Source organism: Streptomyces sp. NPDC046821 (genome assembly GCF_040645335.1).
In the GTDB taxonomy this organism is placed as follows: Bacteria; Actinomycetota; Actinomycetes; order Streptomycetales; family Streptomycetaceae; genus Streptomyces.
In genome coordinates, this window is record NZ_JBEYYB010000010.1 from 299292 (window position 1) to 325187 (window position 25896).

Annotated in this window: 21 protein-coding genes; 8 read left to right on the forward strand and 13 right to left on the reverse strand. The window is 65.5% G+C overall.

Going from position 1 to position 25896, the window contains the following annotated elements; genetic code table 11:
• Positions 1-186: 186 nt before the first annotated feature.
• A complete protein-coding gene (locus ABZ893_RS22400; RefSeq protein ID WP_361406513.1) occupies positions 187-1086 on the reverse strand; it encodes a hypothetical protein in 900 nt (299 codons plus the stop codon).
• Between the two features lie 360 nt (positions 1087-1446).
• Here ABZ893_RS22400 and ABZ893_RS22405 point away from each other — a divergent pair, with 360 nt between their 5' ends.
• Positions 1447-1887 carry a pyridoxamine 5'-phosphate oxidase family protein gene (locus ABZ893_RS22405; protein ID WP_361406516.1) on the forward strand — a complete coding sequence of 147 codons (441 nt, stop codon included), beginning with the start codon at positions 1447-1449 and terminating at the stop codon, positions 1885-1887.
• Between the two features lie 189 nt (positions 1888-2076).
• On the opposite strand, the gene ABZ893_RS22410 is transcribed toward ABZ893_RS22405, so the two are convergent.
• Genes ABZ893_RS22410 through ABZ893_RS22420 form a run of 3 tightly spaced genes read right to left on the reverse strand, consistent with a single transcriptional unit; the run spans position 2077 to position 4407 of the window.
• Positions 2077-2727 carry a contact-dependent growth inhibition system immunity protein gene (locus tag ABZ893_RS22410; RefSeq protein ID WP_361406519.1) on the reverse strand — a complete coding sequence of 217 codons (651 nt, stop codon included), beginning with the start codon at positions 2725-2727 and terminating at the stop codon, positions 2077-2079.
• Positions 2728-2782: 55 nt separating this feature from the next.
• Entirely contained in the window at positions 2783-4042 is a 1260-nt protein-coding gene (locus ABZ893_RS22415; protein ID WP_361406522.1) for an RNase A-like domain-containing protein, read from the reverse strand.
• A 2-nt stretch (positions 4043-4044) separates the two neighbouring features.
• Complete coding sequence (locus ABZ893_RS22420) at positions 4045-4407, reverse strand: hypothetical protein (RefSeq protein ID WP_361406525.1); 363 nt, start codon at positions 4405-4407, stop codon at positions 4045-4047.
• 205 nt (positions 4408-4612) lie between these two features.
• On the opposite strand from ABZ893_RS22420, the gene ABZ893_RS22425 reads away from it, so the two are divergent.
• Complete coding sequence (locus ABZ893_RS22425; protein WP_361406528.1) at positions 4613-5272, forward strand: HAD family hydrolase; 660 nt, start codon at positions 4613-4615, stop codon at positions 5270-5272.
• Here ABZ893_RS22425 and ABZ893_RS22430 read toward each other — a convergent pair.
• The gene (locus ABZ893_RS22430; protein ID WP_361406531.1) at positions 5253-6524 is read right to left on the reverse strand and encodes a transcriptional regulator; all 1272 of its coding nucleotides are present in this window, start codon (positions 6522-6524) and stop codon (positions 5253-5255) included. The genes ABZ893_RS22425 and ABZ893_RS22430 overlap by 20 nt on opposite strands.
• A gap of 616 nt (positions 6525-7140) precedes the next feature.
• Here ABZ893_RS22430 and ABZ893_RS22435 point away from each other — a divergent pair.
• The 3 genes from ABZ893_RS22435 to ABZ893_RS22445 all read left to right on the forward strand — a co-directional run bounded on the left by ABZ893_RS22435 (position 7141) and on the right by ABZ893_RS22445 (position 9119).
• Positions 7141-7368, forward strand: a complete 228-nt coding sequence (locus ABZ893_RS22435) for a hypothetical protein (protein ID WP_361406534.1) — start codon at positions 7141-7143, stop codon at positions 7366-7368.
• 121 nt (positions 7369-7489) lie between these two features.
• Positions 7490-8539: a radical SAM protein gene (locus ABZ893_RS22440; RefSeq protein ID WP_361406537.1), complete on the forward strand. Its 1050-nt coding sequence runs from the start codon at positions 7490-7492 to the stop codon at positions 8537-8539.
• A gap of 34 nt (positions 8540-8573) precedes the next feature.
• Positions 8574-9119 (forward strand): class IV adenylate cyclase, encoded by a 546-nt coding sequence (locus tag ABZ893_RS22445; protein ID WP_361406540.1) that lies wholly within the window; start codon positions 8574-8576, stop codon positions 9117-9119.
• 244 nt (positions 9120-9363) lie between these two features.
• Here the strand turns inward: ABZ893_RS22445 and ABZ893_RS22450 are convergent, their stop codons facing one another.
• From ABZ893_RS22450 to ABZ893_RS22470, 5 genes are all read right to left on the reverse strand, one after another.
• A complete protein-coding gene (locus ABZ893_RS22450) occupies positions 9364-10665 on the reverse strand; it encodes a GNAT family N-acetyltransferase (protein ID WP_361406543.1) in 1302 nt (433 codons plus the stop codon).
• Positions 10666-10784: 119 nt separating this feature from the next.
• A complete protein-coding gene (locus tag ABZ893_RS22455) occupies positions 10785-12509 on the reverse strand; it encodes a mobilization protein (protein WP_361406546.1) in 1725 nt (574 codons plus the stop codon).
• Positions 12510-13157 (reverse strand): plasmid mobilization relaxosome protein MobC, encoded by a 648-nt coding sequence (gene mobC, locus ABZ893_RS22460; protein WP_361406549.1) that lies wholly within the window; start codon positions 13155-13157, stop codon positions 12510-12512.
• Between the two features lie 108 nt (positions 13158-13265).
• A complete protein-coding gene (locus ABZ893_RS22465) occupies positions 13266-14153 on the reverse strand; it encodes a DUF2637 domain-containing protein (protein WP_361406552.1) in 888 nt (295 codons plus the stop codon).
• 449 nt (positions 14154-14602) lie between these two features.
• Positions 14603-16123 carry a DnaB-like helicase N-terminal domain-containing protein gene (locus ABZ893_RS22470; RefSeq protein WP_361406555.1) on the reverse strand — a complete coding sequence of 507 codons (1521 nt, stop codon included), beginning with the start codon at positions 16121-16123 and terminating at the stop codon, positions 14603-14605.
• 279 nt (positions 16124-16402) lie between these two features.
• Here ABZ893_RS22470 and ABZ893_RS22475 point away from each other — a divergent pair, with 279 nt between their 5' ends.
• From ABZ893_RS22475 to ABZ893_RS22485, 3 genes are all read left to right on the forward strand, one after another.
• Entirely contained in the window at positions 16403-16942 is a 540-nt protein-coding gene (locus tag ABZ893_RS22475; RefSeq protein ID WP_361406558.1) for a helix-turn-helix transcriptional regulator, read from the forward strand.
• Between the two features lie 166 nt (positions 16943-17108).
• Entirely contained in the window at positions 17109-17405 is a 297-nt protein-coding gene (locus ABZ893_RS22480) for a helix-turn-helix domain-containing protein (protein WP_361406561.1), read from the forward strand.
• The gene (locus ABZ893_RS22485) at positions 17405-19168 is read left to right on the forward strand and encodes a tyrosine-type recombinase/integrase (protein WP_361406564.1); all 1764 of its coding nucleotides are present in this window, start codon (positions 17405-17407) and stop codon (positions 19166-19168) included. The genes ABZ893_RS22480 and ABZ893_RS22485 overlap by 1 nt, the downstream gene beginning before the upstream one ends.
• Before the next feature lie 119 nt (positions 19169-19287).
• Here the strand turns inward: ABZ893_RS22485 and ABZ893_RS22490 are convergent, their stop codons facing one another.
• The 3 genes from ABZ893_RS22490 to ABZ893_RS22500 are packed head-to-tail and all read right to left on the reverse strand — an operon-like array spanning position 19288 to position 25726.
• Positions 19288-22431, reverse strand: coding sequence for a type I restriction endonuclease (locus tag ABZ893_RS22490; RefSeq protein ID WP_361406567.1), 3144 nt, complete (start codon positions 22429-22431; stop codon positions 19288-19290).
• Positions 22431-23768 (reverse strand): restriction endonuclease subunit S, encoded by a 1338-nt coding sequence (locus ABZ893_RS22495; RefSeq protein WP_361406570.1) that lies wholly within the window; start codon positions 23766-23768, stop codon positions 22431-22433. The genes ABZ893_RS22490 and ABZ893_RS22495 overlap by 1 nt, the downstream gene beginning before the upstream one ends.
• Positions 23765-25726 (reverse strand): class I SAM-dependent DNA methyltransferase, encoded by a 1962-nt coding sequence (locus ABZ893_RS22500; protein WP_361406573.1) that lies wholly within the window; start codon positions 25724-25726, stop codon positions 23765-23767. Before ABZ893_RS22500 ends, ABZ893_RS22495 begins: the two co-directional genes overlap by 4 nt.
• Positions 25727-25896: the final 170 nt, after the last annotated feature.

Consider the following 25896-nt stretch of genomic DNA (forward strand, 5'->3'; position numbering starts at 1 on the left):
CTGATGTGGACGCGGCGGACCGGGCTTACATCTCCGTCAGCTGTCGACAATTACGATTTTGGTTCAGGCCGCGATTCCGTGAATGCCCAGGGCAGCAAGTGATAGCAGGCTCAGGATGGTGGGCCAACTCCTTGGTGGCCATCTCGCCGGCGAGCCGATCGTTGGTCCGGCCGAGTGCGCCGCGCCTTAGCGTTCGCCCGACCCCTCCAGGCGTCGCCGCCACTGACTCTCTTCGGGGGCCCAGTAGACAATAACGATACGACCCTGTGGGTCGGGGGCGGCCAGGGTTTCCAGGTCAGCCTCGGCGAGTTTGGCCAGAGCCTCATCGGTGGGGCGACCACGCATCTCAAGCCAGGTGTTGGTCCTGCTGTCCCCGACGATGTGCAGAGCTACTTCAGTCCTTGCGGTCAACTCGTTACTCTTCCGCCCCACAGCGCGCCCAAAGAGTTGTCGCACCCAGTCGTAAACATCACCGCCCGCCTTCGTCGCGACGGTCTGCACGAATGGAACGGCGGCTGCGGCTCCCACGAGTGCTGCCGCATCATCGAAGCCGAAGTCCATGGCCGCCGGATCCGGGCCACGCAGGATGCTCCCCGCCTTGTACTCAGCAAGCAGGGCACGGCGCCTCAGGTCACGCCCCTCTTGGTCGCTAGGTAGGTCTTCCAGAAGCTCTTTCAGCCTCGCCCACTGTGTCCAGACCTCTGAGCTCTTCGACCGCCCCCAGTGGCGAGCCACCTCTGATTCCACGGCCATGCAGCGCCATCTGACAGCGGCTATCGGGTTGTCGTGGTCGATGGCGGTCAGCTCTCCGAGGGCTTCCTCCCGTGACTCCTGTTTCTTTGTCAGGTCGATCAGGATGCGTTGGGCGTCGGTCTCTCTACCTGTCCAAGACCGCATCTCGTGAGCCAGCCGCAACAGCCACTCGTACCCCTGAACCTCGGCCCAGGCCCGCAGTAGATCTTCGGCCCATGGCTGGTAGTGGGAGTCAGCGCGGGCCAGTGAGATCACCAATTCGGTGAACTGCTCCTGGGCGCGGCCGTTGCCTGCTTCAGCCAGCGGCCGCAGGTACTCCAGCGCCTGCGTCAAATGTCCGTGCTCGGCATACCATTCGCTGAGTTCGAGCTGCGCATCTTCGCTGCCCTGCTCTGCCCGACGGTGCAGACTCTCTGGCCCCCGTGACGCTGTCATACGGTCCCCCTGAGTCACCTGTATGCCGCAGTGACCTTGATAGCTGCTTTTCGGCTCTGGCGCACGCGAATCGGGCATCTGTGAACGACGGCGATGTTGGTTCAGGCCGCGATTTCCCTAGGGCCAACGTCACGTAATTACCGACCTCCCTGGGGCATCCGTGACACAGGTGTCCGCGTCTCGGTGCCACTCGGCCTCCGTGCTGCTCTGGTCGTAGGTCGGTAGGCAAGAGACGCATGGCAGCACAAGATTGGCGATGTGACATCTCGTAGCTTCGATGTGGACACGTTCCTGCAGCAGCCGCTCACCGCTCGCCTTGCCACCAGTGGGCCCACCGTGCGTCCTGTCTGGTTCCTGTGGGAGGACGGCGCCTTCTGGGTGCTGACCGGCCCTTGGACCCGATTGTTCGACCGGGTGAAGAACGACCCGAAGGTCGCGCTCGTGGTGGACGAATGCGACCTCGTGACGGGACGTGTTCAACAGGTGATCGCCCGGGGGGAGGCTGAGCTCGTGCCGTTCGACGTGCCGAGAGGCCGACGTAAGCTCGTCCGTTATCTGGGAGAGGACGAGACTCGGTGGGATGACCGGTTCGTGGGCTATCTGTATGACGAGCCGAGCGAACGAGGCACGATGTGGCTGCGTTTGACGCCTGTCTCACTCGCGGTCCAGGACCTCAGCTATTCCGTCGTTCCGTCCTGAGACTGGCGCCGCCGGCGGAGGGGAGAGGCGCTTCCGCCCCAGGCTCGTTCCGGGTGCCCGATGACCGTCAGGGGGCATTCGGTGATGCTGATCATGCAGATCGTGGGGGTTTTGACCGTTGGCAGGCGGCGACCTCGTCGAGCCGACCAGGGGTTTTGGCCTGGGAAAAGTGCACCATCATCGCTTTGGCTATGGACGTTGATGGTGCAGAAGGATGCCTTGGATGTCTTGGAGCCAGCGGCGCAGAGAGACGTTCTTAGGCGGGTAGACCTGGAGTCCCAGGATCTGTGCCGCCTGGCCGAGTTCGCTGTCGTCCTCGACCGAGGTGAGGAAGGAGCCGATTTCCTTGGCTGCCTCGTCGATCGTCTCCGGGCCGTTGGCGTCGAGGTAGTCCTCCATGGCCTCTCGATGCGATGCATAGAACCGAGAGAAGTCCTGATGGAAGTATCCGCCTAGCAGTCCCTGGAGTTCGGGGTACTGCTTGGCCCACTCCCAGTCCGTGCGGGGATTCTCCGCATGCTCGTAGTTGCCCCCGCGCCGGATCCGGTCGAGATGGTCCCGGGCAAGGGCAAGACACTGCTCGACGGTGCGATCGGCGGACGGCCTGATGTGAGGGAGGGTGTCGACCTCGTCGGCGATCTCGTCGCTGAACAGGCCGACGGTCAGCAGGTCGTCGATCTCGGCGATGACAGTGTCCAGCAAGCCAGGGGTGCGGACGGCTTGGCGGATGTAGGACTGGAGGGCATCGCCCGGCGCTTGCGGTGTGTCCGTGAAGACGTATCCGGCTGAGGCGTAGGCGTGGAGCAGGTCGTGGACTTCGGGGAATCGGATGTGATCCAAGAAGCCTTCGGGTTGGGGCACGGGCCGGTCCTTGGTATCTAGTCGGTGCTCGGGGTCAGGCGACGGGGTAGGACGTGTGGATGCGGAAGCCGCTGGGCATGTCCGGATCTCGACGCAGGACGAGCTTCACCTGATGCACGTCGTGGGGCCCGGTGCCACGGATGAAGTCCTCGCGGGAGATGCTACGACCGGTGACTTCGTCACCGAAGTCCACCTTGATGACCTTTTGCCCGCTGGACGTGTTCTCCAGCCAGCGTCGTACATCGTGCTGCTTCTGGACGATCGCCCGGTCAGTGAGGTCTTGGGCCGACTGCTCGTTGATGAAGCTGGAGCTACCGGTGATCTCCTTGTCGGAACGCAGCCGGCCACGCAGCTCGCGGTCTGTCTTCTCAACGTGCCGCTCGATGGTGTGGGCACCTTTCTGCCCCTCATCACCCGCGAGATCACCTCTGTATTTCGGCCGCTGCGCCCCCTTGCGCTTGCTCCGTGGCCAGGCGTTGGGCTCCCCGTCGCCCTTGATGAGTAGGCCGAGGTCGTCGAGGGTTGCCGATTCGCCGCCCGGGATGGCGACCTGCGGTACGAAGCCACGCACGCGCATACCACCGAGCAGTTCGGTCATTCCGCCGGCGTTCGCGGCGCGGTAGGTGGCGCCCGCGCCGCCGAGGGCTCCGCCGGTGAGGGCCCCGTAGAGCATGGCGTCATGGGCCTCATCAAGGTTGAGGCCCTTGCTCTCTCCGGTAGCGATGGAGACGGGCTGGGTAACGGCCAGGTCGACAGTGATCGATTCGATGCCCGCCATGGCCGCGGTGGCCAGGGTGGTGCCCGCGATGGTGGCGATCTCGGTCGAGACGGTCACGCCGAGGGTGGCAGCCAGCTCGACGATCGTTGTGGTGGCCGCGCCTGCGGCGGCTTCGGAGATGCCGCCGGTGAAGACGGCCAGCAGGGTTCCGACGGCGATGGTCGCGCCGACGATCTCCAGCTCGTGTTCCAGCTGCTTCACGGCGTGGTGGACGGCATCGGCGTACTGGTCGAGCGACTTCGCCATGTCGCGAGCGCCGTCGATCATGTCCTGGAGCCAGCCGTGGCCGTCGTAGTAATAGCGGCGCCAGTACGGGTCGTCGAAGGCGGAGATCGCCTCGCCCTTGTTGTGCGTGATGATGCCGCGGGCCGACTTGTTCGCGGCGGCCGTGACGTCTTCGAGGTCGTCGGCGAAGTCCCGCCACACCTTGGCCGCGTGGCGCAGACCGTCCTCATCGGCATCCGGCCACCACATGCCGGTCATGTCCAGGACGATCTTCTTCGCCTTGTCGGCCACGCTCACCGGTCGGTTCCGTGACTGTCGTGAGGCGTGGCCTTGATCTTGCTGAACATGAAGCGGATGAGCTCTTCGTTGTCGATGTGGCCGTCCGCCATGTCCTTCATGGCGTCGTGGATGCTGGCCAGGCCGTCGGCAAGGATCCCGGCGGCGTGCTCCATCTTCTTCACGTTCGGGCCGTAGTGCCCGTGGAACTGCTTGCCCTGCTTGTCGTCCCCCCACGGTGAACCAGCTGCCGCCAGGCCCGTCTTGAGCTTGGTCAGCGCCTTGGCCAGGTCCGTGCTGTGCGTGTGGAAATGCGGGGCCGTCGCCTTCAGGTCGGCGATCTTGATGTCAAGTATCTCGCCGTCGCTTCTATCGCCCATAGCGTTGCTTGCTCCCCCTGAGTCGGCTGACCGGCCCGAAGACGGTAGTTCACCGAGTGGGTTTGCGGACGCGATCCCTATAAAGGGAGGGCAAAGTTCCGATCAAGTCCGGCAAAGGGCCCGGCCATGGTGACGACGGCGCTCCAGGAACTCGTTTTGAAGGGACGGGTGTGAGGGTTCAGACCCGTGTTCTACGCTTCCGCCCATGATTCGCGCAGTGGTGTTCGACGTCGGTGAGTGCCTGGTGGACGAGACCCGTGAGTACGGGACCTGGGCGGACTGGCTGGGGGTGCCTCGGCACACCTTCGCGGCCATGTTCGGGGCGGTGATCGCGCAGGGGCGGGACTACCGCGAGACGTTCCAGGTGTTCCGGCCGGGCTTCGACCTGACCGAGGAGCGGGAGAAGCGGGCCGCGGCGGGCAAGCCCGAGTGGTTCGGCGAAGACGATCTGTACTCGGACGTGCGCCCGGCGCTGACGGCGTTGCGCGAGGCCGGGCTCTGGGTGGGCATCGCCGGAAACCAGACCGTCCGCGCCGGCGGGCTCCTTCGTGGCCTCGACCTGCCCTCCGACCTGATCGCCACGAGCGACGACTGGGGTGCGTCGAAGCCGGACGTGGCGTTCTTCGAGAAGGTCATCGAGGCGACGCCGGCCGAGCCTCGCGAGATTCTGTACGTCGGCGACCGGCTCGACAACGACATCCGGCCCGCCGTGCAGGCCGGACTTCTGACGGCACTGATCCGGCGTGGCCCGTGGGGCACCATTCAGCAGCACGATCCGGACGCGGACGCGATCACGACGATGCGGATCGATTCGCTGGACGAACTGCCGGAGCGGATCGCGAAGTTCAACGCTGGAGAGCGCTGACCGTGGTTCCCCAGTCGTAGAGGCGGTCGTCAAGGTCACGGACGCATTGCTCGTTCTGCCAGGGAGCGAGCGTGCGCCGGACTTCGCGTACGCGGTCCATTCCAGTGGCGTACCAGGTGATGGCGAGCTGGTCGAGGGCTTGTCCGGCGTAGGCGCATGCCTGCTGTGCGTTGCTGTCGGCGACCTCGACAGCCGCTAGGTCGCCGAGGACGACGGTGCGCTGTTTGTCGGACTCGGGCGGCAGGTCTTCGAGGACTTGTCGGAGGGTTTCGCGGGCCTGAGGTAGGTGGCCGGCCTCCAGTTGGGTGTTGCCCTTGAATGCGGCTAGGCGGGTGGGGCTGAACCAGTCCATCCAGAGCGGCGTGGTGTGTTCGGAGCCTTCGGCCAGGATGTCTTCGGCGTGGCCGATGAGGTGCAGTGCGATGCGGGCGTTGCCGCAGCGGGTCTCGCATTCGGCTTCGACCGCGTCGAGCCATGCCCAGAATTCTGCGGATGCAGGGCCGCGGCGGGCGTAGGTGCGGGCTGCGATCATGCGCTCCACCGCTGCTTCGCGGTCTTCGGCCCAGCCTGGGATAAAGGCGGTGTGCGCGAGGACGGCTGCGCCCATGAGTGGGGCGTCTGCCTCGCCTGCGGCCTGTAGGGCCCGGAGCAGCGTCTCTCCTGCCTGGTCGGGTTCGCGCAGATCGAAGAACTCGATGCGTCCGGCCAGCAAGTACGTCTCGGCTAGCGCGGCAGCGAGGCGTGGGCGGGCCGCAGGGGTGACTTCGGGCAGGAGAGCGCAGCCGAGCCGGGAGTGCTCCAGGACGGCTGGGTGGAGGGTGGCCGGTGCGACGGACCAGTACAGGTGCCGGTGCGATCGCGTGACTGCTTCGAAGTCCGTGCTGACCGTGGCTGGTTGAGTGATCGCCACGGTCTGGGCGGGGACGTTGGTACGTGGCGTCCGCGAGATGGGGGTCGGTGAGGCCGCGCGGTTGGATTCATTTGGCGCCTGGCCTGCAGCCCAGGGGGCTGTGAAGCCGAGCGCCTCGGCGTCCTGGCCCAACAGGTGGGTGAGGACCCGGCGGACGTCGGGCTGGGGCCAGGGCGGGTTGGCGGACTCCCAGCGCCGTACCTGACGTACGCCAACGGCCAGTCCTCGCACACCGAGTTGGGGTGCAGCCCTGGTGATGGCATCGGCGAGTGCCTGCTGCGAGTTGTACCCCGCTGCTACGCGGGCGGCCTTGAGACGGGTGTTTCCTATGGGCCGGGGCATCGGCTGACCTCCGTGGAACATGGACTCTCGCTTGAGCGTCCCATTCAAGGTCCCAGTTGAGGTCGAGTATCACCAACAGGCACGCAGAAAAGCCCTATTGAGGCCCTTCAGGCGACCTACAGAAGCCCTCGAATGGGACCTAGATGGTCGCGACGATGACAGCTCCTCAATTCCAGCCTCACTTTCCCGGCTAGGAGCCGTACGTCATGCCACGGTCAGGCGAGACCCTGCAAGCGAACTCGATGGATACTGTCGGCGGCTACAAGATCCAGGCTGCCGGCATCAGTTGGGATGCAGTGCGCGTACCGCGCAGTGCCGGCCTCCGCGTGCTTGAGCTGCTTGGTCCGTGCAGCGGAGCTGTCATCGAAGACCCGCATGAGCCCGCTCTGTACTGGTTCGTGCCGACCGGCGTCGCGGCCACATGGGCCGTCGCAGGTACTCGGCCCCTCGGCCTGACCCAGTACCTGGTTGTTCCGCCGCCGCACCGTGTGCAGGGACCAGGGCCGCATTGGCACATCGCCCCCGTCGGCGGTCAGATGCTCACCCATGCTGACGCCCTTTGCGCCGCGGTCCAGGACGCGATGGCTCCTCTCCGGGCACCGATCACGGAGACGACATGACCCTCCATGCATTCCCCCATCCCGGCCGGCAGGTCCTGGGGGCCCTGGTTCCCGCCCCGAGCTCTGAACGCGACGTGCTCGGAACGGTCCTCGGCGCCATCTGGGCCCTCGGCTCGCTGATCGCCGTGTGCGGCCTCGGCTACGTGGTGCAGCACAACGTCGAGCACGGAGCCGACGCGCAGGCTACGGCGGCCGCGGCGGACACGCCGCCCTCCGCCCTCTGACCAGCCGACCGCCTGGAGGTGCGGCTCTTCCCCCTCCATGTCATGAACCACTCCCGTCTCGAAGGAGTAGCGGCTCATGTTCCAGCACCGTGCCCTGCAACAGATTGGCAGGGACGTCCCCGTGCGCGTCTCAATGGACCGCACTCTGCGGGTCAAGGTCATCGACTCATGCGGCCTGACCTGCACTTTCTGCCACAACGAGGGAACCCCCGTCAGCGCAGACAATCACGGCCGCGCATCGGCCCCCTTCCTGCCCGCCGGACGCTCCGGACGGGTTTCTATCTACCTTGGAACGAACGGGGCCCGTTTCGTCAGTGCTCCCGTCATCCCAGACGAGGCGTTTCGCACGGCCCTCGCTCAGCTCCGCGACGCACTCGGTTTCGACGAGGTGCACCTCACCGGTGGTGAGCCGACCCTGCACCCCCGGCTGCCACAGATCATCGCGCTGGCGAAGAGCGCCGGGTACAAGGCCAGCGTCACCTCGAACGGCGAGAACGGTGCCAGGTCCCTGCCCGAGTGCGCACGGGCAGGACTGGACCACGTCAACTTCTCGATCTTCGGTACCACGACCGAGGAGCTCGCTCAGGTGCAGGGCTCTCGCTACCGGTCACGGCAACGAGCCGCGCGGAAGATGACGGCCTTGGAGGAGTCGATCCGGCTAACGCTGGCCCTCGGGGCCGAAGCACGTGCGAACGTCGTCATCCCTGACCACACTCATGTCCGCCGGGTCCATCGGCTCCTTGAGAGGTACTCCCCGCAGTTGTCCGTACGCGTCCTTACCTCGCTGGCCGACGGAGATGCCTCCCTCGACGCGGTCGACCAGCTTCTGAAGGAACTCGATGCCAAGCCCGAGGCGGTACGGCTGATCGCGGGCACCTCTGGGTTCCGCATCGCCTACCGGCTGCCCAACGGCAGGCCCCTGTTCGTCAAGCACATACGGCCGTTGCGGTTACCTGAGACCTGCGCGGGCTGCCGCTTCAACAACAGCGCCGACTGCGAGGAGGGCTACTACGGCGTCCGGCTGTACCGCGACCCGCACGGCACGTTCCACGTGGGCGTGTGCATACAGCGCATGGACCTCTGCCTGCCCGTGGAAGAGTTCGTGGGAAGCGACGTGTGCGCCGAGATCCGGAAGATGCGCGAGCAAGACCTGCACGACCTGACTGCCTGAATTTGTCCGCCAACTCACTGAGATGGAGAAAGCGTTGGCTCAGAACGAGTACGAAGCGAAGTTCCTGGAGATCGACGTGAACGCCGTCCGCGACCAGCTGCGAGCGGCCGGAGCGCAACGGGCCTTCGACAAGACCATGTTCACCCGGCTCATCTTCGAGAACGACGCTGTCCAGGGTGAGCAGTGGCTGCGCCTGCGCGACGAGGGCGGCAAGACGACCCTCACGCTCAAGCAGGTCAGCGACGCCACTCACATCAACGGCACGACCGAGATCGAGATCGAGGTCAGCGACCTGGTGCGCACTGCGGAGCTCCTCGGAGCCCTGGGCCTGCGCCAGGTGCGGTACCAGCAGAACTACCGTGAGGAGTGGCAACTCGGCGGCGTCACGTATGACTTCGACACGTGGCCTGACCTCCCCACGTTCCTGGAGATCGAGGCAGACTCCGAGGACGCCGTACGCAAGGCAGTTGCCGAGCTCGGCCTGGACTACACCGAAGCCCGATTCGGCAGCATCGACCTGATCTACCAGAGCGAGAAGAACAGGGACATCCTCGCCGAGCCCACACTGCTCTTCGCCTGACGGGCCATGTGAGCCTGCTGTTCCTTGCAGCCGGCGAAAACCCAGCCTGTCGCCTTACGGCCGACCTCAAGCTGCGGGTGATTCTCTGCAGCTTGAGGTCGGGCCGGCTGGCAATTTTGGACCGCGCCGTGGGTCTGCGGCGACACTGACAACTGAGGGGAGTGATCTCCTGCGTCCAACGAGAGACGGGATGGCCCTTCAGCGCCTGCGGCCTGCCTGTCGGACTCATTCGGAGAGTTTGGCGTCAACTGATCCAGATGCCTTCGGGTGAGACTCGGCGGGCAAGGCGCAGCCCGGGCGAACTGACTGGGGTTGACCAGGACACGTCGGCGATTTGGCAGCCAAAGTCTTCGGCGAGTGCCTCAAGGAGGGTGGCGCCCACGCCTTGGCGGCGATAGACGTCGGCAACCCAGATCAGGTCGATTCGCGGGCGCAGGGTGTTGTCCTCATCATGCTCCTGCGACTCTTCAAGCAAGTCCCACCAGCGGTGCTCGCTGGTGTCGTGGGCGGACAGGTAGCCGATGACGTGTCCGTTCGCCTGCAGCAAGTAGGCCCGCATATTGTCCGGTGTCACTTCGGGCTCGCCGAGGTGGGACCACGAGTTGAAATCGTAGTGATCTTCCTTCTGTGGCATACGCGCCACTCGGTGGGCCAGCCTTCGCCACGCGATGGGTGACTGCGTCGTCACAACAGCCAAGTCACTCCACCAGTCCAGGTTCTTGGGTGCCCGGACGCCGAAGGCCCATGCCGTGTGGTGTGAGGCGTGCTCGTTGTTCTCGTCGCCGAGATCGATCAAACGCATACCGCAGGGGCACTCGTCGTTGCGCGGTGTCGTCACTTCACGGAACTGGACGCGAGTCGCACCGCGGCTGAGGTCCTGGGATCGGCTGCCCACCCAGGGGCGGGTGGCCGCATCGTCCGGCTCGACATAGCCGGACCAGCGATCCACCCACCCGGGGTACTGATCGGGGAGCCTCTCCCGTATCTGCTTCTGGAGGGGCGACAGCGTGGGGCGGACCCACAAGCTGCCGGCAGTCGCTCGAGCATTGAGGCGCACGCCGTGTCGCTTGGCCGTGGCTCGCAGAAACCGCAGAAACGCGTGAGGCGGTGGGTCAAAGTCGACACCGCGGAACAGCTCTCGCTCGCCGGGAGCCAGCCAGTCGTCGATGGGCAGGGCCAGTCGGTCGGCGAGTTCCTGAAGCATGCCGTAGTCCTGGTCGAGCTCGGCGACGCGTAGCGCTTCGACCGTGGTCTCGACATGAGGGAAGGGAACGAACATATTGACCCAGCGCGGGTCATTGCTCCACGAGAATGCGTCTCGGCGGCCTTCGTACCGGATGCGGTCGATGGCCGCGATGCGCGCCCTATCAACGGCCTCGGTGTAGGCATCGGGCAGTTCGGGGTCGTAGCCCTGGGAGCGTGCAGCGTCGACGTAACCGTCGCGGTCGAGCTCGATGGTGGCGTACCAACGGGAAGGCTGGACCCGGATCTTCCGAGAGCTCCAGTCTTGTGGATCGGGATCGAGGTAGACAGTCCGCTCGGTCATACGCTCTGCTCCATTGCTCTTCAGACTTCGGCCATGGGACGTCATCCAGGCTGCCGCGTCGACCGTTCGCGCCGCAGGTTGTTGCGGATCTTCCCCCGCTGTTCTGCGGTCGAGGGCCCTCATCGCGACCGCTGAGGACGGGGAGCGGACACAGTCCGTACAGCAACAGTGCCGGTCGTGCTGCGGCCTGCTGGCGGAGTGCCGTTGCGGAGTGTGCTGCGTGCCAGGGCAGCCTGGGCTTGTGCCGTCGGACCCGGAGCGTGGCGCGTACCGAGACGTTGGATGCGCCAGACGAGGACCTCGGATACTGAGTTCGCATCGTCCAAGGAGCGTTGCTGTGCTGCTTGTTGGAGAACGGTGGCGGGATTGTGGCCGGCGGCTTCCGCGGCGGCGAGGGTGGCGGTGAGCGCGGGCCAGGCGTCTTGAGCGAGGATCTGTTCCGCGTGAGTGGGAACAAGGTCATGGAGGTGGCGGGCGTAGCGGCGGACGGCATCGCCGGTTGGGCGGTGTCGGGCGAGGGCGTTGAGGGCAGTTGGGGCGGTCTGGTCGTAGGCGGCCTGAAGGTGGATGAGGGTTTGGCGGGCTGCTGCGACCTGCCGGTCGTGGCGGCGCATGGCGCTGCGGCGCTGGGCGGCGAGGACGACGAGGATGGCCGCGTCCAGGAGCATGGCCAGTCCGGTGCCGTCGGCGGGCTGGTAGCGCATGGCCTTCAAGGCGCCGCGTAGGGCGCGAGCGTGTTGGTGGTCGGCGCGGGCGCGAGTGTGAGCGGTGTGTTCGAAGGCGAGCGCGGCTCGGTGGAGTTCCGCCCTGAGGTGGGCCGGGGCGTGGGCGGGCAGGGCGTAGAGGACTTCGCTGAAGACCGTCAGGTGGGCCTGAGCAGCGGGGTCGTCGGCGTGATCGAGGTGGTGGGGGATACGTTCTGCGGCCGCGGTGGCCTGGTGCCATGCGTTGGGACGGCGTCCGGCCGGCGAGGCCGCGAGGGCGGTAGGTGCATCGGCGGCGGCGAGGCGCTGCCTGATCTGAGGGAGGGAGAGATCGGTGGCGAGGCTGGAGCCGGAGTACCAGATCGGCGGGCCGTCGTCGGGCAGGGCGACCTTGTAGCCCTGGAGGTCGCCGGACGGCAGCGTGCGAGTCTCGACCTGTATGCCGGCGTCGGAGAGCAGGTTGAAGAACTCGTCCAGGTCCGTCGCGTGGGAGAGCGCGGCGCGCACGGTGTGCCGCAGGCGCTCGCGTGCCGTCACGCCGCGACCCTGCCGCTTGGCCTTCTCCTGCTCGGCGCGGGTGAGGCGCTTCGCGGTCGGGGTGCCGGCGGCGGCTTCAGGGCCCCGCAGAACCTGAGTGAGACCGAAGTCCTTCTCGACCGCCGTGAGTTCGATCATGGCCCGGTGGTAGTCGTTCCAGTTCCGCGGTGGGCGCAGGTCTCCGCGGACTTTGGTGGCGACGATGTGGATGTGGTCGTCGGCATGCCGGACGGCGACCCAGCGGCAGCCGTCCGGGTCGCCTGTCGGCGCGATGCCGGTCGCGTTCACCATGCGGCGAGCGATCGTCGCCCACTCGGAGTCGGTGAGGAATCGGTCCCCTGGTGCGGCACGCACCGAGCAGTGCCACACGTGCCCCTCGGGTGCCTTGTCGCCGGCCTGCTTGACCCGCAGGTCCAGGGCTTTGGTGAGCTGATCGAGGCGTTGCTTGTGACCCGGGCTGTCGTAGGGGCCGGGGTCAGGGATGAAGTCGTCCCAGGACGCGACGATGTGCTGGTTGGTGTGCTCGTTGGCGCGCCCCTTGTCGAAGAGGTACTTCACGACGCCGTACGTGTTGTTACCGGGCTTGACGATGTTCGCGATCACTCAGGCCGCCGCCTTCTGCCCAGCTGCCCGGAAAGCGGCGTCGTCGATCGCGCGGACCGTGTCGTAGGAGGTGGCGAGCAGACGATCCGCACGCAGAAGGATCGCTGCGTCCACAGGATGTGGATCGCCGTCGGCGTTGAGACGACGGGCGATCTGGTTCACGTTGTTGCCGATCCGGGCGATCTGGGTGCGCAGGGCGGCGAGCTCGTCGATCGCGTCGTCGTAGACCGTGCGCGGGGCGGCGACAGCGATGTCGCCGTTGACACGGGCCATGGTGGCGTCGGCGATGTAGCGGGCCATCCTCACGTGCTCGGCCTTCGCAGCCGTCTGGATGCTGTGCTTCTCGTGGGGAGCGAAGCGCACGGTGACGCGCTTGGATCGCTGGGTTTCGAGGTTCGCGCGGCGGTACGGCGTGCGTTGCTTGTCCCCAGTGGCATGGACGGTCGGCGCACTGCTGGCCCCCACCTGCCCTTGCTCTGGCACGCCCTCGTGCCGGAGCTGCTCCTCCGCCACCCCCGGGGCGGAGGAGCTCGCGATGGACCGGCCTGTGGACGGTCCATCGCCATTGCTTGCTCCCGCTGTGAGGGCTGTTGAAGTCGTGGTCATCTCCTCGAACATGGCGGGCAGACGGTGGTGCGCGTCAGGCATAGAGACCTACTCGGTGAGGTGGGTAATGGTGTCGGGTTGATCCGTCATGGAATGCGGTCTCGTCTCCGCGCTGATGTGCGAGGAGACGAGAGCTGCGGGACGCCGGTGTCAGGAGGCGACGGCCGTCGGCTCGGGCTCGCTGGGCCGTCCGACGGCGACTTCGTCGACGTCCCCTAGGAGCGCGTCCTCGACGCGTTCCGCCTGGAGCTGGTCACGCAGGAGGCGGGCGCGCCTCTGGCCGATACGCAGTTCGCTGCGCAGGCGCTCGGCGGTCAGCTGGTCGGCACGCCAGCCGGCTGTCAGGAGTCGGGCCTCGTCGAAGACTTCGGCGTCCGTGCGGATGCGGTCGGCGGTCGACTTGGCGGCAACGGGGACCCGACCGGTCGGCCGACGTGGGGCTGCTGCGGTCGGCTCCGGCATGGTGGCCGACTCGTCGGCCTTGATCGGCTCTGGCGCTGGCGCCTGGGTGTCCTTTGCGAGGGTCGACTCGGACGGTCGGACTGGAGGCAGTTCGTCCTGGTCAGGCGTCGACTGTCCAGCTGGGTCGGGGGCTTGTCGGCCAGCCGACTCGTCAGCTTGCCGGCTGGCGGAGTGGGCGGGGACCGGCTCGGGGGTGTGGTGCAGCACCTTCGCCACGAGGTCCGACCCGAAGTAGATCGACCCGACCGGGAGTGAGGTCGCCAGGAGCACGAGGGCCCAGTTCGCAGGGGCCCAGTCGGCCAGTCGACCCCAGTGAACCGACTCGGTATGCAGGGCCGGAATGAGGCCGTGGACGTAGTTCAACAGGAGGCTGGCGATCGTGTAGGCCGCCAGGACGCGCAGCGCGAATTTCCGATCGGTGCCGGTCAGTACCAGGGTGGCGATGAGCGCGAGGGCCATCAGCCCGTCGATCACGATCGGGTAGAGCAGGGCGGCGGTGGAGTCGGCTCCGATGGCCCGGGCTACGTCGGACAGCGCGTTCCATGAGACTCGGAAAGCCATGAGGACCACTGCCACCAGGCCGAGGACGAGGATGGCCCGCCCGCTGCGCGCGCGACCTTCAGCGGGAGCTCGGCGAGCGTCGTCACGATGCTCGTCACTTCGTCCCCGCCGGCCGAGACGAGTAAGAGCGGGTTTGGAGGCGATGCGAGTGTTGCGGCTGCCGCGTGAGGCTGACGGGGCGCTCGGTGCAGGGGAGTGCAAGGTGGTGGGCTCCAGGCGGAGTGGTGGGGTTTGTGGGGTAGGTACAGGGGGCGTTCACGGAGGGGGCGTACACGCGGGCCCCCTTCTAAAGGGGGCCCCGCGCGTGATCGCCTGCGTGCGTGTACGGCGTGGACGCTCTCGTGATCGCTTGACCTGCGGTTTTGCAGTGAGCGTGTACGTCGTGAGCGGTTCATGGCGTCGTGTACGCCGGAGGGCCGCGTGTACGGTTCCGTGATCGCTTCGTGCGGGCTGAAGGGCTGGCCTCAGCCGACGGCGGTGAGGTGCCTGGCGGTGGCGTAGTAGCGGGCTTGCTGGCCGCCTCCGGCTCCTCCGGCGATGCCGTCGGCTTTGGTCGCGAGACCGCTGTTGACGAGGCGTTCCAGGTGGCGGCGCGCCTTTTCGACGTCGGCGCGCTCGGGGTCGCCTCCGCCGATCAGGACGGTTGCGAGCTCACGAGTGCTCAGACCGTTGGGGGCGTTGCGCAGCAGGACGGCGGGGTCCTTGCTGGGGTCGACGGTGGTGGTGCCGCGTCGGTGGTCGTGGGTCACGTCCAGCGGGCCGACTTCGCCGGTGGGGGTCTTGAGGTGGTGCAGGGTGACGGCGGGATCTCCTGCGCGGCCGGTGACGAAGAGGACGCTGCCCGCGCCGGCGGTGAACCAGGTGGAGCCGTAGACCTGGTCGAGTGCGGGGCGCTGGCCGCGTGGGGCGTCGGCGGTGGCCTTGCGCTGGTGGTGCAGCTCCATGATCTCCACGCCGTTACGGAGGGCGCGCATGCGGGCGTTGTGGAAGGCGACGGCGAGGCTGTCGTCGACCATGGTGCTGACCGCGTCCTTGAGGCTGTCGATCACGATGGTGTCGGCCTGGTGTGCGGCGGCGAGGTCGGCGAGGAGGTCGGGCTCCTTGTCGAGGGTGGCAGGGAGTGGGCCCTCCCAGACGACGAGTCCTTCGCGAAGGATCTTCTCGTCGGTGTCGAAGACGCGGCGGTGCATGGCCTTGGCGATCTGCTTGGGCCGGTCCATGGCGAGGTAGAGCACCCGCCTGCTGGGCGCGACCGGCATTTCCAGGACGGTCTCCTGGAGACCGAGTCGGGCGAAGATCACCTGGTGGGCCAGGGTGGTCTTGCCGACGCCGGGTGCTCCGACGATCATGAGGCTCTCGCCGGGGGACCAGACCGTCTTGTCCGGGGTGCCCCACAACGGCTCGGCGTCCGCACCGGTCTCCTTGACGAAGGACCAGCCGTCCCTGGCGAAGCGGTTGAGGCGGCCCTGGCCGGAGGCCAGTGCCCGCTCCCGCTCGGCCCGCATCTCTGCCTCGACCTCGCTGCGTATCGCCTCAGGATCAGAGGCCGGTTCCTGGGCGCGCTGGACGGTGCGTACCGCGGAGGCGAGCAACCGGCGGCGGCTGGCCTTGTCGCGGATGATCTCCGCGTGGTGCTCAGCGCTGGCGGCGTCATAGAGCGCACCGGCGAGCTGGTGCAGGTAAGAGGCACCGCCGACGCGCTTCAAGTCCCCCTGCTGCTCGAGCAGCTCGGCCAGGACGATCGGGTCGGTCGGCCTGTCCTCGCGGCGCAGGGTGAGCAGGGCGTGCCAGACCGTCTCGTGGGCGGGCCGGTAGAAGGCGTCGTCACCGACGATGTGCCGGACCGTGTCGATGGCGGCGCTGTTGTGCATACAGGCGCCGAGCACCGCCCGCTCCGCGTCCACGTTGAACGGAGGCTCCACCGTGGCGGCGTCCTCGCCGAAGTGGGATGGCATCTGGGGCGGCAGGGTCGTACCCTCAGGCATAGAGCTCCTCACCCGGCAGGCCATTACGGGGCGGCAACCCCGGCCGGTGCCGGTTTCGATCGTTCAGGGATGGATGGTTGTGCGGTGGAGCTTCTACTTGGCCCCGGTGTTCGTAGCACCGGGGCCGCTTGCATGTGCGGATCCGTCCACCGCTGTACGGGGACTAAGACCATAGCCCAGAATTTCGGCAGCGCAACGGCTTGCATTTCACTGTGCAATGACGTTTAGTGGTGGACGCTGGCCCCAATGGACCCGTATGCCGTGTGAAGGGAGGTGCGAATGAGCGATGAGGAAGGTGCTGAGCGTGCTGGCCCCGGCCGTCCGGCGCCAGAGGATCACGTCGCTACCCGCATCAAACTGGAGCGCGAGGTCCGTGGTTGGAGCACGGTGAAGCTCGCCGAGGAGATGGCCGCAGCCGGCCATCCGATCAACCAGTCGGCGATCTGGCGCATCGAGAGCGGCAAACCCCGTCGCAGGGTCAACCTCGACGAGGCGCTGGGCTTCTGCAAGGTCTTCGACATCACGATGCAGGACCTGACCGGACCGCCAGGAGAGCTGGCCACGCCTCGCATCCGCCAGCTTGCCCATGAGTACGTCGAGATGACGCTGGAGTACCGCCAACTGCGAGCGGCGATCGATCGGAACCAGATGCACCTGCACGAGGTCCAGATGGAACTCGATGCTTACGCGGACAAGGGGCCCGAGCAGAGAGGGCAGGTCGACGAACTCCTCCGGCTCGAAGAACGAGCCGCGATGAGAAGCCGTCACCCGTCCCGGGCGCACCTGCGAAACCAGGAACAGCCACCAGCCGGCGAGTAGCCGGCCGTTCCAATTCACGGCGCTACGAACGCCGAGAAACCCACCCGAGGCGACTTCCGCCGCCGACGGACACCCGTCTATCCATCCGTCCCTGAACGACACCACCGGCCAGGCCGACGGGAGTTGCCGCTCCCGCGACGCCACGATGCCGGCGGGAGGAGTACCCATGCCGCAGCCCGTGCTGCCCATTTCCCAGATAGCCCAGCTCCTGGACGTCCCCGAAGATGCCCTGCGCACGCTGATGGCCGAGCGACGACCCACCGGCGACGCAACCCTCGTCGCCCTCACCGTCGCTGAGGCCGCCCGCCGGATGGGCATCGGCCGCACCAAGCTGTATGAGTACGTCTCTTCCGGCGAAATCGCCTCCATCAAGATCGGCAGCTTGCGCCGCATCCCAGCAGAGGCAGTCAACGAATTCCTGGCCCGCCGTCTGTCGGCGACCGACTTCGGGGCCGCCGCGTGATGCGAACCTCCGCACCGAAGTCCCGCCAGCCCAACGGCGCCTCGTCCATCTACTTCGGCAAGGACGGCCGCTGGCACGGCCGCGTCACCGTCGGCGTCAAGGACAACGGCAAGCCCGACCGCCGACACGTCAGCCGCAAGACCCGCGCAGAGGTCACCAAGGTCGTCCGCGAGCTGGAGCGCCAGCGCGACAACGGCGCTGTCCGCAAGGCCGGCCAGTCGTGGACGGTGAAGACGTGGCTCACCCACTGGGTTGAGAACATCGCTGCCGCGCATGTCTCCGAGAACACGATCGACGGCTACCGCGTCGCGGTCTACCACCACCTCATTCCGGGCCTCGGGGCCCACCGTCTGGAGAAGCTTGAACCTGAGCACCTGGAGCGCTTCTACAAGAAGATGCAGGACAACGGCAGCGCCGCCGGTACCGCCCACCAGGCTCACCGGACGATGCGCACGGCGCTGAATGAGGCCGTGCGCCGCCAGCACCTCAACTCGAACCCGTCCTCTATCGCCAAGGCTCCCAAGGTCGAAGAGGAAGAGGTCGAGCCGTACACGGTCGAAGAGGTCCAGCACCTTCTCGCCGAGGCCGCCAAGCACCGCAACACCGCCCGCTGGGTCATCGCGCTCGCCCTGGGCCTGCGCCAGGGCGAGGTCCTCGGCATGAAGTGGGACGACGTAGATTTCGAGCTCGGCGTCATCCGCGTCCGCCGTGGCCGGTTGCGGCCTCGCTACAAGCACGGCTGCGGAGACCGCTGCGGGCGCAAGCCCGGATTCTGCCCCCAGAAGATCAACACCCGGCGCGAGACGAAGAGCGCGAAGTCCCGCGCCGGCCAGCGACCTATCGGCGCCCCCGACGAAATCCTCCAGCTCTTGCGCCAGCACAAGGACGAACAGGCACGCGAGCGAGCCCGGGCCCGCGACCTCTGGACGGAGAAGGGGTACGTGTTCACCTCGCCCATCGGCGAGCCTCTGAACCCGAACACGGACTACCACAAGTGGAAGGATCTCCTGAAGGCCGCCGGCGTCCGCGATGCCCGTCTCCACGACGCCCGTCACACCGCGGCGACCGTCCTGCTCATCCTCGGCGTCCCCGACGCGGTCGTCGACGCCATCATGGGCTGGGAGCCTGGCAAGTCGGCGCGGATGCGCCGCCGCTACCAGCACCTGACCAGCCGAGTTCTCAAGGACACCGCCGCCAAGGTCGGCGGCCTCCTGTGGGGCTCGGGCCAGGTTGCGGGAAGTGCCGCGCCGGAGGCTGGCCAGAGCCCCGTCCCCGCCGAACTGGTGGTCCACGTCGCCCGCCTCGGCGAGCGGCGCGTTCCCTTCCTCCACCGCGAGCACGCCGACGAGGTCGTCACACGCTGGAGCCGGGACTGGCCCGACCACGTCGCCGAAGTCGAGGAATGGGACGTGTGGCGCTGGGACCACCGGGTCCCCGGCGGCGCGAGCGCCATCCGTGAAGCCGTGCCAGAGCGGGCCGTGATCTTCCATGCCCGAGCGCTGTTCCTCCCCGGCGGGGAGCGTGCGGCATCGGGACTTTCCGAGCAATGGTCGGTACCGGCCTGGGACTTCGAGACCGACCGCTACACCGACCGCGCCTCGGCCTGGCGCACGGCCCGGCGCCCCGGCTCAGGCCAGGAGGTCGAGGCGCAGGTGCGAGGCACGGACAAGACGGCCGTCGAGGCGGCCTTCGCCGAAGCATGTGCAAAGGCTGCGGATCGCGCCCGGCACCCGGGAAAGTACGGCGACACCGACGAGTGGTAGCGCCGGCGGCATGCTAACGGACAGGCCAAGAGCGCAGGGGTGGGATGGGCGAGGCAGCACCATCCCACCCCTGCCGCGTCCCAGCGGAACTCGCTCCTTGGGTGTCCGAACCACCAGCATTACTGCGGGACGGGATCCGTGCCCTCGTCGCTGCTCTCCACCTGATCGTCCACCACGGCGTAGAACCACTTGGCCAACTCGACGACGAGCTGGGCCCGCCCCGGGGTGCTGGTGAAGAAGTAGTCGCTCATCTTGTTGTGCGCGCCCTGGTTGTCCGCGACTGCTCCGGTGACGGCATCGTCGAAGTCCGGGGACTCGGCGAACTGGGTGGGGCTGTTGACCTTGGCCTGCTGTACGAGGTCCTGGTCATCCAGCAGAGAGCCGAGCAGGGCCTCTAGGAAGGACACCTTCTGGGGGGCCGTGAAGTCCTCGTTTCCGAAGAGATCGTTGAGCCGCTCCAGGACGGTCTGGAACGCGACCATCTTGGGGTCCTTCTTGCTTGCCGACCCTGCGCCCGTCATGCCTTTGAGCGCGACATCCTGGTCGCCCAGAGAGATGTCGACCTTGCCCTTGTCGATCTGCTTCACGTTTTGGAGCACCACATCGGACAAGTCGATCGGGGCGGTGTAGTTGTCGGGCTGGATTCGGCGGGCCAACAACCGAAGGTAGATGCTGCGCTTCTCCAGATCTGCATCGCCGTAGTCGATGATCTGGCTCATGAAGTCGTATAGGCGCACGAAGGTGCCAACGTCCTTGCGGAACATGTCGAGCTCTTCCAGGACGGCCTTGTCCCCCTCGCCGCCGTTCGCGAGAAGGGCGGCGGTATACCGGTCCTGGAATCGCTTCTTCCCAGGGTTCACTGCAGCCGTCAGGGCGTTGTTGCCCTTGTTCTTCACGAACGCTTCGGCGCACTGGTCGATCTCGGCAGGCGTGTAGATCCCAAAGGTGTCCAGCTTGGCGGAGAGGTCGTGGACGAGGTTCGGATCGGTGGCCTTCTCTAGGTGTGCGTCGGTGTAGTAGGGCTCGAACGCCTTCTGGATGACGTCCGGAGGCGTGACGAAGTCCACGATCTGCGCCATCGCCGACGTCTTGTGGATGCCCGACGGGGTCACGTACGTGCGATTGAGACGGGAGAGCGTCTGCACCGCCGTCACACCCGACAGCGGCCTGTCGACGTACATGGCGCACAGCAGCGGCTGGTCGAAGCCAGTCTGGAACTTGTTGGCGACGATCATGACCTTGTACTCGCCGCCCTGGAATGCGGTGCGCAAGTCGTATATCCCGGGGTTCATCGAGGTTTCGGTGAAGTCCGTCGGGCCGGAGTCGGGATCGTCGACCTTGCCGGAGAAGGCCACTAAGGTGCCGTATCCGAGGCCCTTCTTGGCTATGTAGTTGTCGATCTCCAGCTTGAAGCGCACGGCCGCCTTGCGGGAGTCGGCCACGACCATGGCCTTGGCATGTCCGTCCAACAAGTGGGCGACGTTGGACCGGAAGTGCTCGACGATGATCGCGGCCTTCTGCGCGATGGTCTGCGGGTTGAGCTTCACCCACCGCATGACCTGCTTGGTCGCCTCGCTCTGATCGACCTCCGAGCCGCCGACCACGTTCTGCCCGACCTGAAATGCCAGCTTGAACGAGTGGTAGCCCCGCAGGACGTCGAGGATGAAGCCCTCCTCGATGGCCTGCTTCATCGAGTACACGTGGAACGCCTGCGGTGGCAAGGCCGTGCCCTCGGGTGCCCGCCCGAACAGCTCCAACGTCTTGCCCTTGGGCGTGGCGGTGAACGCGAAGTACGAGATGTTCTCGCTGGCGGCCCGCTCGGATGCCTCGGCGGCCAGGACCGACTCCACGTCGATCTCGCCGCCCTCCTCGATCTCCTTCAGCTCCTCGGACGTCAGCACGGCCTTCAGCTTGTTGGCCACCTGCCCAGACTGAGAGGAGTGCGCCTCGTCGGCGATGACGGCGAACCTCTTGCCCTTCAGCCCCTTGGACTGACGGATTTCGTCCATAGCGTGGGGGAAGGTCTGGATCGTGACCACGATGATCAGCTTGCCTTCGGCCAGCGCCTTGGCCAGCACTCCCGACTTGGAGGAGCCCTCACGGGCTGCCAGCTTCCGGTCGATGGCCAGCACGATGCCCTGATCGTTGTCGATCTGCTTGATCGCGTCCTGCAGCTGCCCGTCCAGCACGTTGCGGTCGGTGACGACGATGACGGAATCGAAGACCTTGGTGTTCTCCACCTGCAACCGCGCCAAGCGGTGAGCCAGCCAGGAGATCGAGTCGGTCTTGCCCGACCCCGCCGAGTGCTGGATCAGGTACCGTCGGCCAGCCCCCTCCTCGATGACCTTGTTCGTCACCTCGGTGACGGCCTCCCACTGGTGGAATCGCGGGAAGCGCAGTGTTGCTGAGCGGGTCTTCTTGCCGGTGATCGGATCGGTGTGTTGGTCATGCTTGATGTACATGAACCGGCCGAAGATGTTCAGCCATGCGTCCCGCTGCAGCACGCGCTCCCACAGGTACGACGACGGCGACCCTTCCGCGTTGAGCGGGTTGCCTGCCCCGCCGTCCTCAGTACCTCGGTTGAACGGTAGGAAGACCGTCTTCTCGCCAGCCAGCTTCGTGGTCATCCAGACCTCGTCGTTGGACACCGCAAAGTGCACCAGTGCGCCGCGTCCAGAGGTGAACAGCGGCTGCACATGCTTCGTGCCGGGGTCCTTCGGGTGCCGGCTGCTCTTGTACTGTTGCTTGGCGTCTTCGACCGTCTGCGTGAAGTCGGTCTTCAGCTCGGCCGTAGCCACCGGCAGGCCATTGATGAAAAACACCAGGTCAGTGCTGCGCTGGTCCGCCGTGGAGAAGTGGACCTGCCGCATCACACGCAGGCGGACCTTCCCGTAGTTCTCCACCGTCTTGGCGTTCAGGGCGGACTCGGGCATGAACTGACACATGCGGAAGCGGGCCGACAGGTGCTTGAAGCCGTGGCGCAGCACGTTCAGTGTGCCGCCACCGTTCTCCATGTCGATCGTCAGTAACTTCACCAGCCGGTCTAGGACCTGATCTCGCTGCTTGACCTCGTTTGCGGCGTCGACCTTGACGACCTTGGCCAGTTCCTTCAGCTGGGTGTCCTCGAGCCAGCCGAAGACGTCCGCTGGGAACAGGGCACGCTCACGGTCGTAGCCGCTGTCATCCTTTGAGTACAGCCAGTCGTTTGCAGCGAGGTACTTGGCCAGCTCCTTCTCGAACTCAACCTCATTGTGCTGTGCCATTAGCCCTCCCGCCGGACATCGAGCTGACCGGTTACAGCAGCAGTGACGAGTGCGGAACGCCGCTCCTGAGAGAGCTCGATCAACCGCTCGGACTCTGAGATCAGGGTATCGATCTGCCCTGTCTCTCGAGTGGCAAGATCGACGATCTCGCGTTGCTCGACCATCGGCGGGAGAGGCACCTTGAAGGACTTCAGATGCCCCATTCCAATGGTGCGAATCGTGGACCCATTGGTCAGAGAGTCGAAGTAAGGCTGCATCGCAGAAGTAAACAGCAGCCAGAGGTATCGCGGGTCAATCTCAGGCCCACACACCCAGTCAGCGAAGTGCTGAGACGTAGCCATTGGGATTGCCATGATGCTGCTGCGGCCGACAGTCGCATCACGGGAGAGAACTACCGTTCCAGCCGGAAGGATGCGGGCAGAACTTGCAGCGATTCCGGACTCGCTGATGAGGTTCGTCGTGTCCGAGATAAATTCCTGGTCCGATAGTTTGCTTACATCATTGAGACTGATCCACGGGATGTCGCAATTTTCCCACAGTTCAGAACGCGAGCGGCTGGGCGTGTGACCGCTTTCCAGCCTGGCGACAGAGATAAGCGGCACGACCTTCCAGTGCTCCGGGAGCTCCCCGGCCCAAAACAGTCCGCTCTCTCGGGTGGGAGACGTCTCCCGCGTCCCCTTCGTCGCAATGTTTGTGCGAACTGCATTCCTGCGCTCGCGTAGAAGGGTCACCAAACGCCGCTGCTCATCGATCAGTGTGTCGATCTGGGCGGTCTCGCGGTCGAGGTAGTCGGCGATGGCGACCTGTTCCTCATAAGGTGGGAAGGGGAACAGCTCGTCGAAGTAAGAATCCTGGTCAAGATTTTGGATCCCAGTGGTCTGTTTGACGGAGCGAGCTGTCAGACGTGTGACGTAACTCGCGGCGTGTGCGTAAAGCCAATACTGCGGATGTTGACCCTTCGCAAGGCGAAGCCGCGTGAGAAAGTTCGATGATATGGCTGGACTTTTTGCTCCCTCGAAGATGCCCACGAACCCCACTGGGTTGACGGCGGTACCACCGGACTTTTCAAGCAGTAGGTCGCCCTGCTTAAGAATGCGGTGAACTTGATCGGACTTCTTCACGGAGCGGACGGTTGGAATTTCATCCGAGACCTTAAGCCTGGGTCGATCAAAGTCGGCAACTCGCACGCAAAGGACGTCATCTTCGCCGCCCGTCGGCTCACTTCCCCAGAAGCCCGTCTGAGTTGAGGAAATGGAGAACTTGAGTCGCTTGACTTCCCAGTGTTCGGGAACAGCTCCGATCCAAGGCACATCTGTCTGCTTGAAGGTCCTTTTCATGACTCGACTCCCCGAAGCAGTCTGATGATCTTGGCGACCTGCGTTTCCAAGTCGGCGTCGATTTCCGAAAGTGCGCGCGGAGGGGTGTACTTATGAAAGAGCCGGGTGAACGGGATCTCGTAGCCGACCTTCGTCTTCTTCGTGTCGATCCTTGCGCCTTGAACGTGCAGAGCTACTTCGGCCTCGAAGTACGCTTCGATGGTCTCGTTTCGCCCAGCATCGCCGAGGGTATTTCCACCATAAGTGAACGGGACGTTTTCCGTGTCGCGTTTGCCCGGCTCGGGGTTGCCCTTGGCATCTGTGACGATCTCCGCTGACTCATCCGGTTCGCTCAAGGCGGTGGCAAGGTGGCGGTACTGAGCAGGGGTCAGCTTCAGCTTGGCCGCGCTGAACTCCTCGCGGACGGCCTGAATGAACTTGTCTCGGTTTAGGTAAGTCTCCTCGCCCATGGCTGCCAGGAGATTCAGGAAAGGAGCTGAGTCTGAACCGTTGCCGAACACCTTGGACAGCGCCTTGTCGTCCAAGGCTGTGGCGCGAGACGCTGAAAAGTTCAGGCGTAGCGGGCGTTCAACCGTGATCGTCCAGTATCCGAAGTCAGAGTTCTTAAGAACCTTAGAGTTCTCGGCCTCGGTGAAATCGTCATACGTCTTCACAATCTGCCTGCGGGCGGCTTCATCGACCTCGCGGCGCTTTGACCCAAGGCTCTTGCGCATCTTGGTCCACATGCCGGAAGCGTCGATCAGGTGGACCTTGCCTCGGCGCTCGGCCTGCTTGGTGTTGTCAAGGATCCAGACGTAGGTGGAGATATTGGTGTTGAAGAACATGTCGGTGGGCAGGGCGATGATCGCGTCTACCAGGTCGTTTTCCAGCAGCCAACGGCGGATCTCTGACGGGCCAGATTCGGCGGCGCCGTTGAACAAAGGGGAGCTGTTCAGGACGATGCCTGCGCGGCCTCCGCCCTCGTGTGTTGGGCGCATCTTGTGTGCCAAGTGGACCAGGAAGAGCATCTGGCCGTCGGAGATCGGTGGCAGACCAGGAGCGAAGCGACCATTCGGGCCGCCTTTCTTCCACTCTTCCTTGACGGCTGTCTCCGAGGCTTTCCAATCCATGCCGTAAGGAGGGTTGGACATGCAGAAGTCGAAGGTCTTGTCGAAGAACTGGTCGTCGGCCAGGGTGTCTCCGAGCCGGATGTTGCCGACATCCTGTCCCTTGCCGATCATGTCGGACTTACAGATGGCGTAGGACAGGTCGTTGATCTCTTGCCCGTACAGGCGCAGGCGAGCCTGCGGATTGCGCTCCAGTAGACGCTCCTCGGCAACGGAAAGCATGCCACCCGTGCCGGCGGTCGGGTCGTAGATCGTGCGGATGGTGCCCGGCTCCAGCAGGGCCTCGTTCTCCTCCGCGAACAGTAGGTCGACCATGAGACGGATCGCGTCGCGCGGCGTGTAGTGCTCGCCGGCCTCTTCGTTGGAGGCTTCCGCGAACTTATAGATCAGATGCTCGTACAGATCGCCCATCGCCGCGTTGGGGACAGTGTCGGGGTGCAGGTCGACCTCGGCGAACTTGGAGACGATCAAGTACAGCCGGTTCTTCTCTTCGAGCCTGTTGATCTCGCCCTCGAAGCCGAAACGCTCGAAGACGTCGATGTTGCTGGAGAAGTGGGAGATGTAGTCGATCAGGTTGGCGCGCAGGCCCTCGGGATCGTCAAGCAGTCGGGCGAAGTCATAGTGCGAGGTGTTGTAGAAGGTCAGGCCGGTCTTGCGTTTGACCTGGACGTCCAGGGCGCCGCCCTCGAACTCTTTGGCCAGGGCGCGAACCTCGTCACGGGTGGGCTCGAGTAGGCAGTCCAGGCGACGCAGAATCGTGAAAGGGAGGATGATGCCGCCGTACTGGTGTGGCCTGTAGACGCCGCGCAGCTGGTCAGCGATCGACCAGACGAAGTTACCCAGGGTGCTCAACTCGGTCCTGCTCTCTGACTGCTGGTGGTGTGGGCCAAGCATGGCAGAGCCAACTGACACGGTCGGGCGGGTTCGGTGACTCCGGCAGTGGGGGTTCAGCGCCCTTGCTGATGCCGGCTTGCGAGTGGCGAGGGCACGGTGTGGTGCTGTGCTGGAGCGATGTGGCCGTG

Excerpts from the sequence above, each read along its gene's own strand:
- ABZ893_RS22475 (WP_361406558.1), top strand. The coding sequence starts at position 16,403 with ATGAGCGATGAGGAAGGTGCTGAGCGTGCTGGCCCCGGCCGTCCGGCG.
- ABZ893_RS22490 (WP_361406567.1), bottom strand. The coding sequence starts at position 22,431 with ATGGCACAGCACAATGAGGTTGAGTTCGAGAAGGAGCTGGCCAAGTAC.
- ABZ893_RS22485 (WP_361406564.1), top strand. The coding sequence starts at position 17,405 with ATGCGAACCTCCGCACCGAAGTCCCGCCAGCCCAACGGCGCCTCGTCC.
- ABZ893_RS22470 (WP_361406555.1), bottom strand. The coding sequence starts at position 16,123 with ATGCCTGAGGGTACGACCCTGCCGCCCCAGATGCCATCCCACTTCGGC.
- ABZ893_RS22420 (WP_361406525.1), bottom strand. The coding sequence starts at position 4,407 with ATGGGCGATAGAAGCGACGGCGAGATACTTGACATCAAGATCGCCGAC.
- ABZ893_RS22450 (WP_361406543.1), bottom strand. The coding sequence starts at position 10,665 with ATGACCGAGCGGACTGTCTACCTCGATCCCGATCCACAAGACTGGAGC.
- ABZ893_RS22480 (WP_361406561.1), top strand. The coding sequence starts at position 17,109 with ATGCCGCAGCCCGTGCTGCCCATTTCCCAGATAGCCCAGCTCCTGGAC.
- ABZ893_RS22495 (WP_361406570.1), bottom strand. The coding sequence starts at position 23,768 with ATGAAAAGGACCTTCAAGCAGACAGATGTGCCTTGGATCGGAGCTGTT.
- mobC (WP_361406549.1), bottom strand. The coding sequence starts at position 13,157 with ATGCCTGACGCGCACCACCGTCTGCCCGCCATGTTCGAGGAGATGACC.
- ABZ893_RS22425 (WP_361406528.1), top strand. The coding sequence starts at position 4,613 with ATGATTCGCGCAGTGGTGTTCGACGTCGGTGAGTGCCTGGTGGACGAG.
- ABZ893_RS22435 (WP_361406534.1), top strand. The coding sequence starts at position 7,141 with ATGACCCTCCATGCATTCCCCCATCCCGGCCGGCAGGTCCTGGGGGCC.
- ABZ893_RS22430 (WP_361406531.1), bottom strand. The coding sequence starts at position 6,524 with ATGCCCCGGCCCATAGGAAACACCCGTCTCAAGGCCGCCCGCGTAGCA.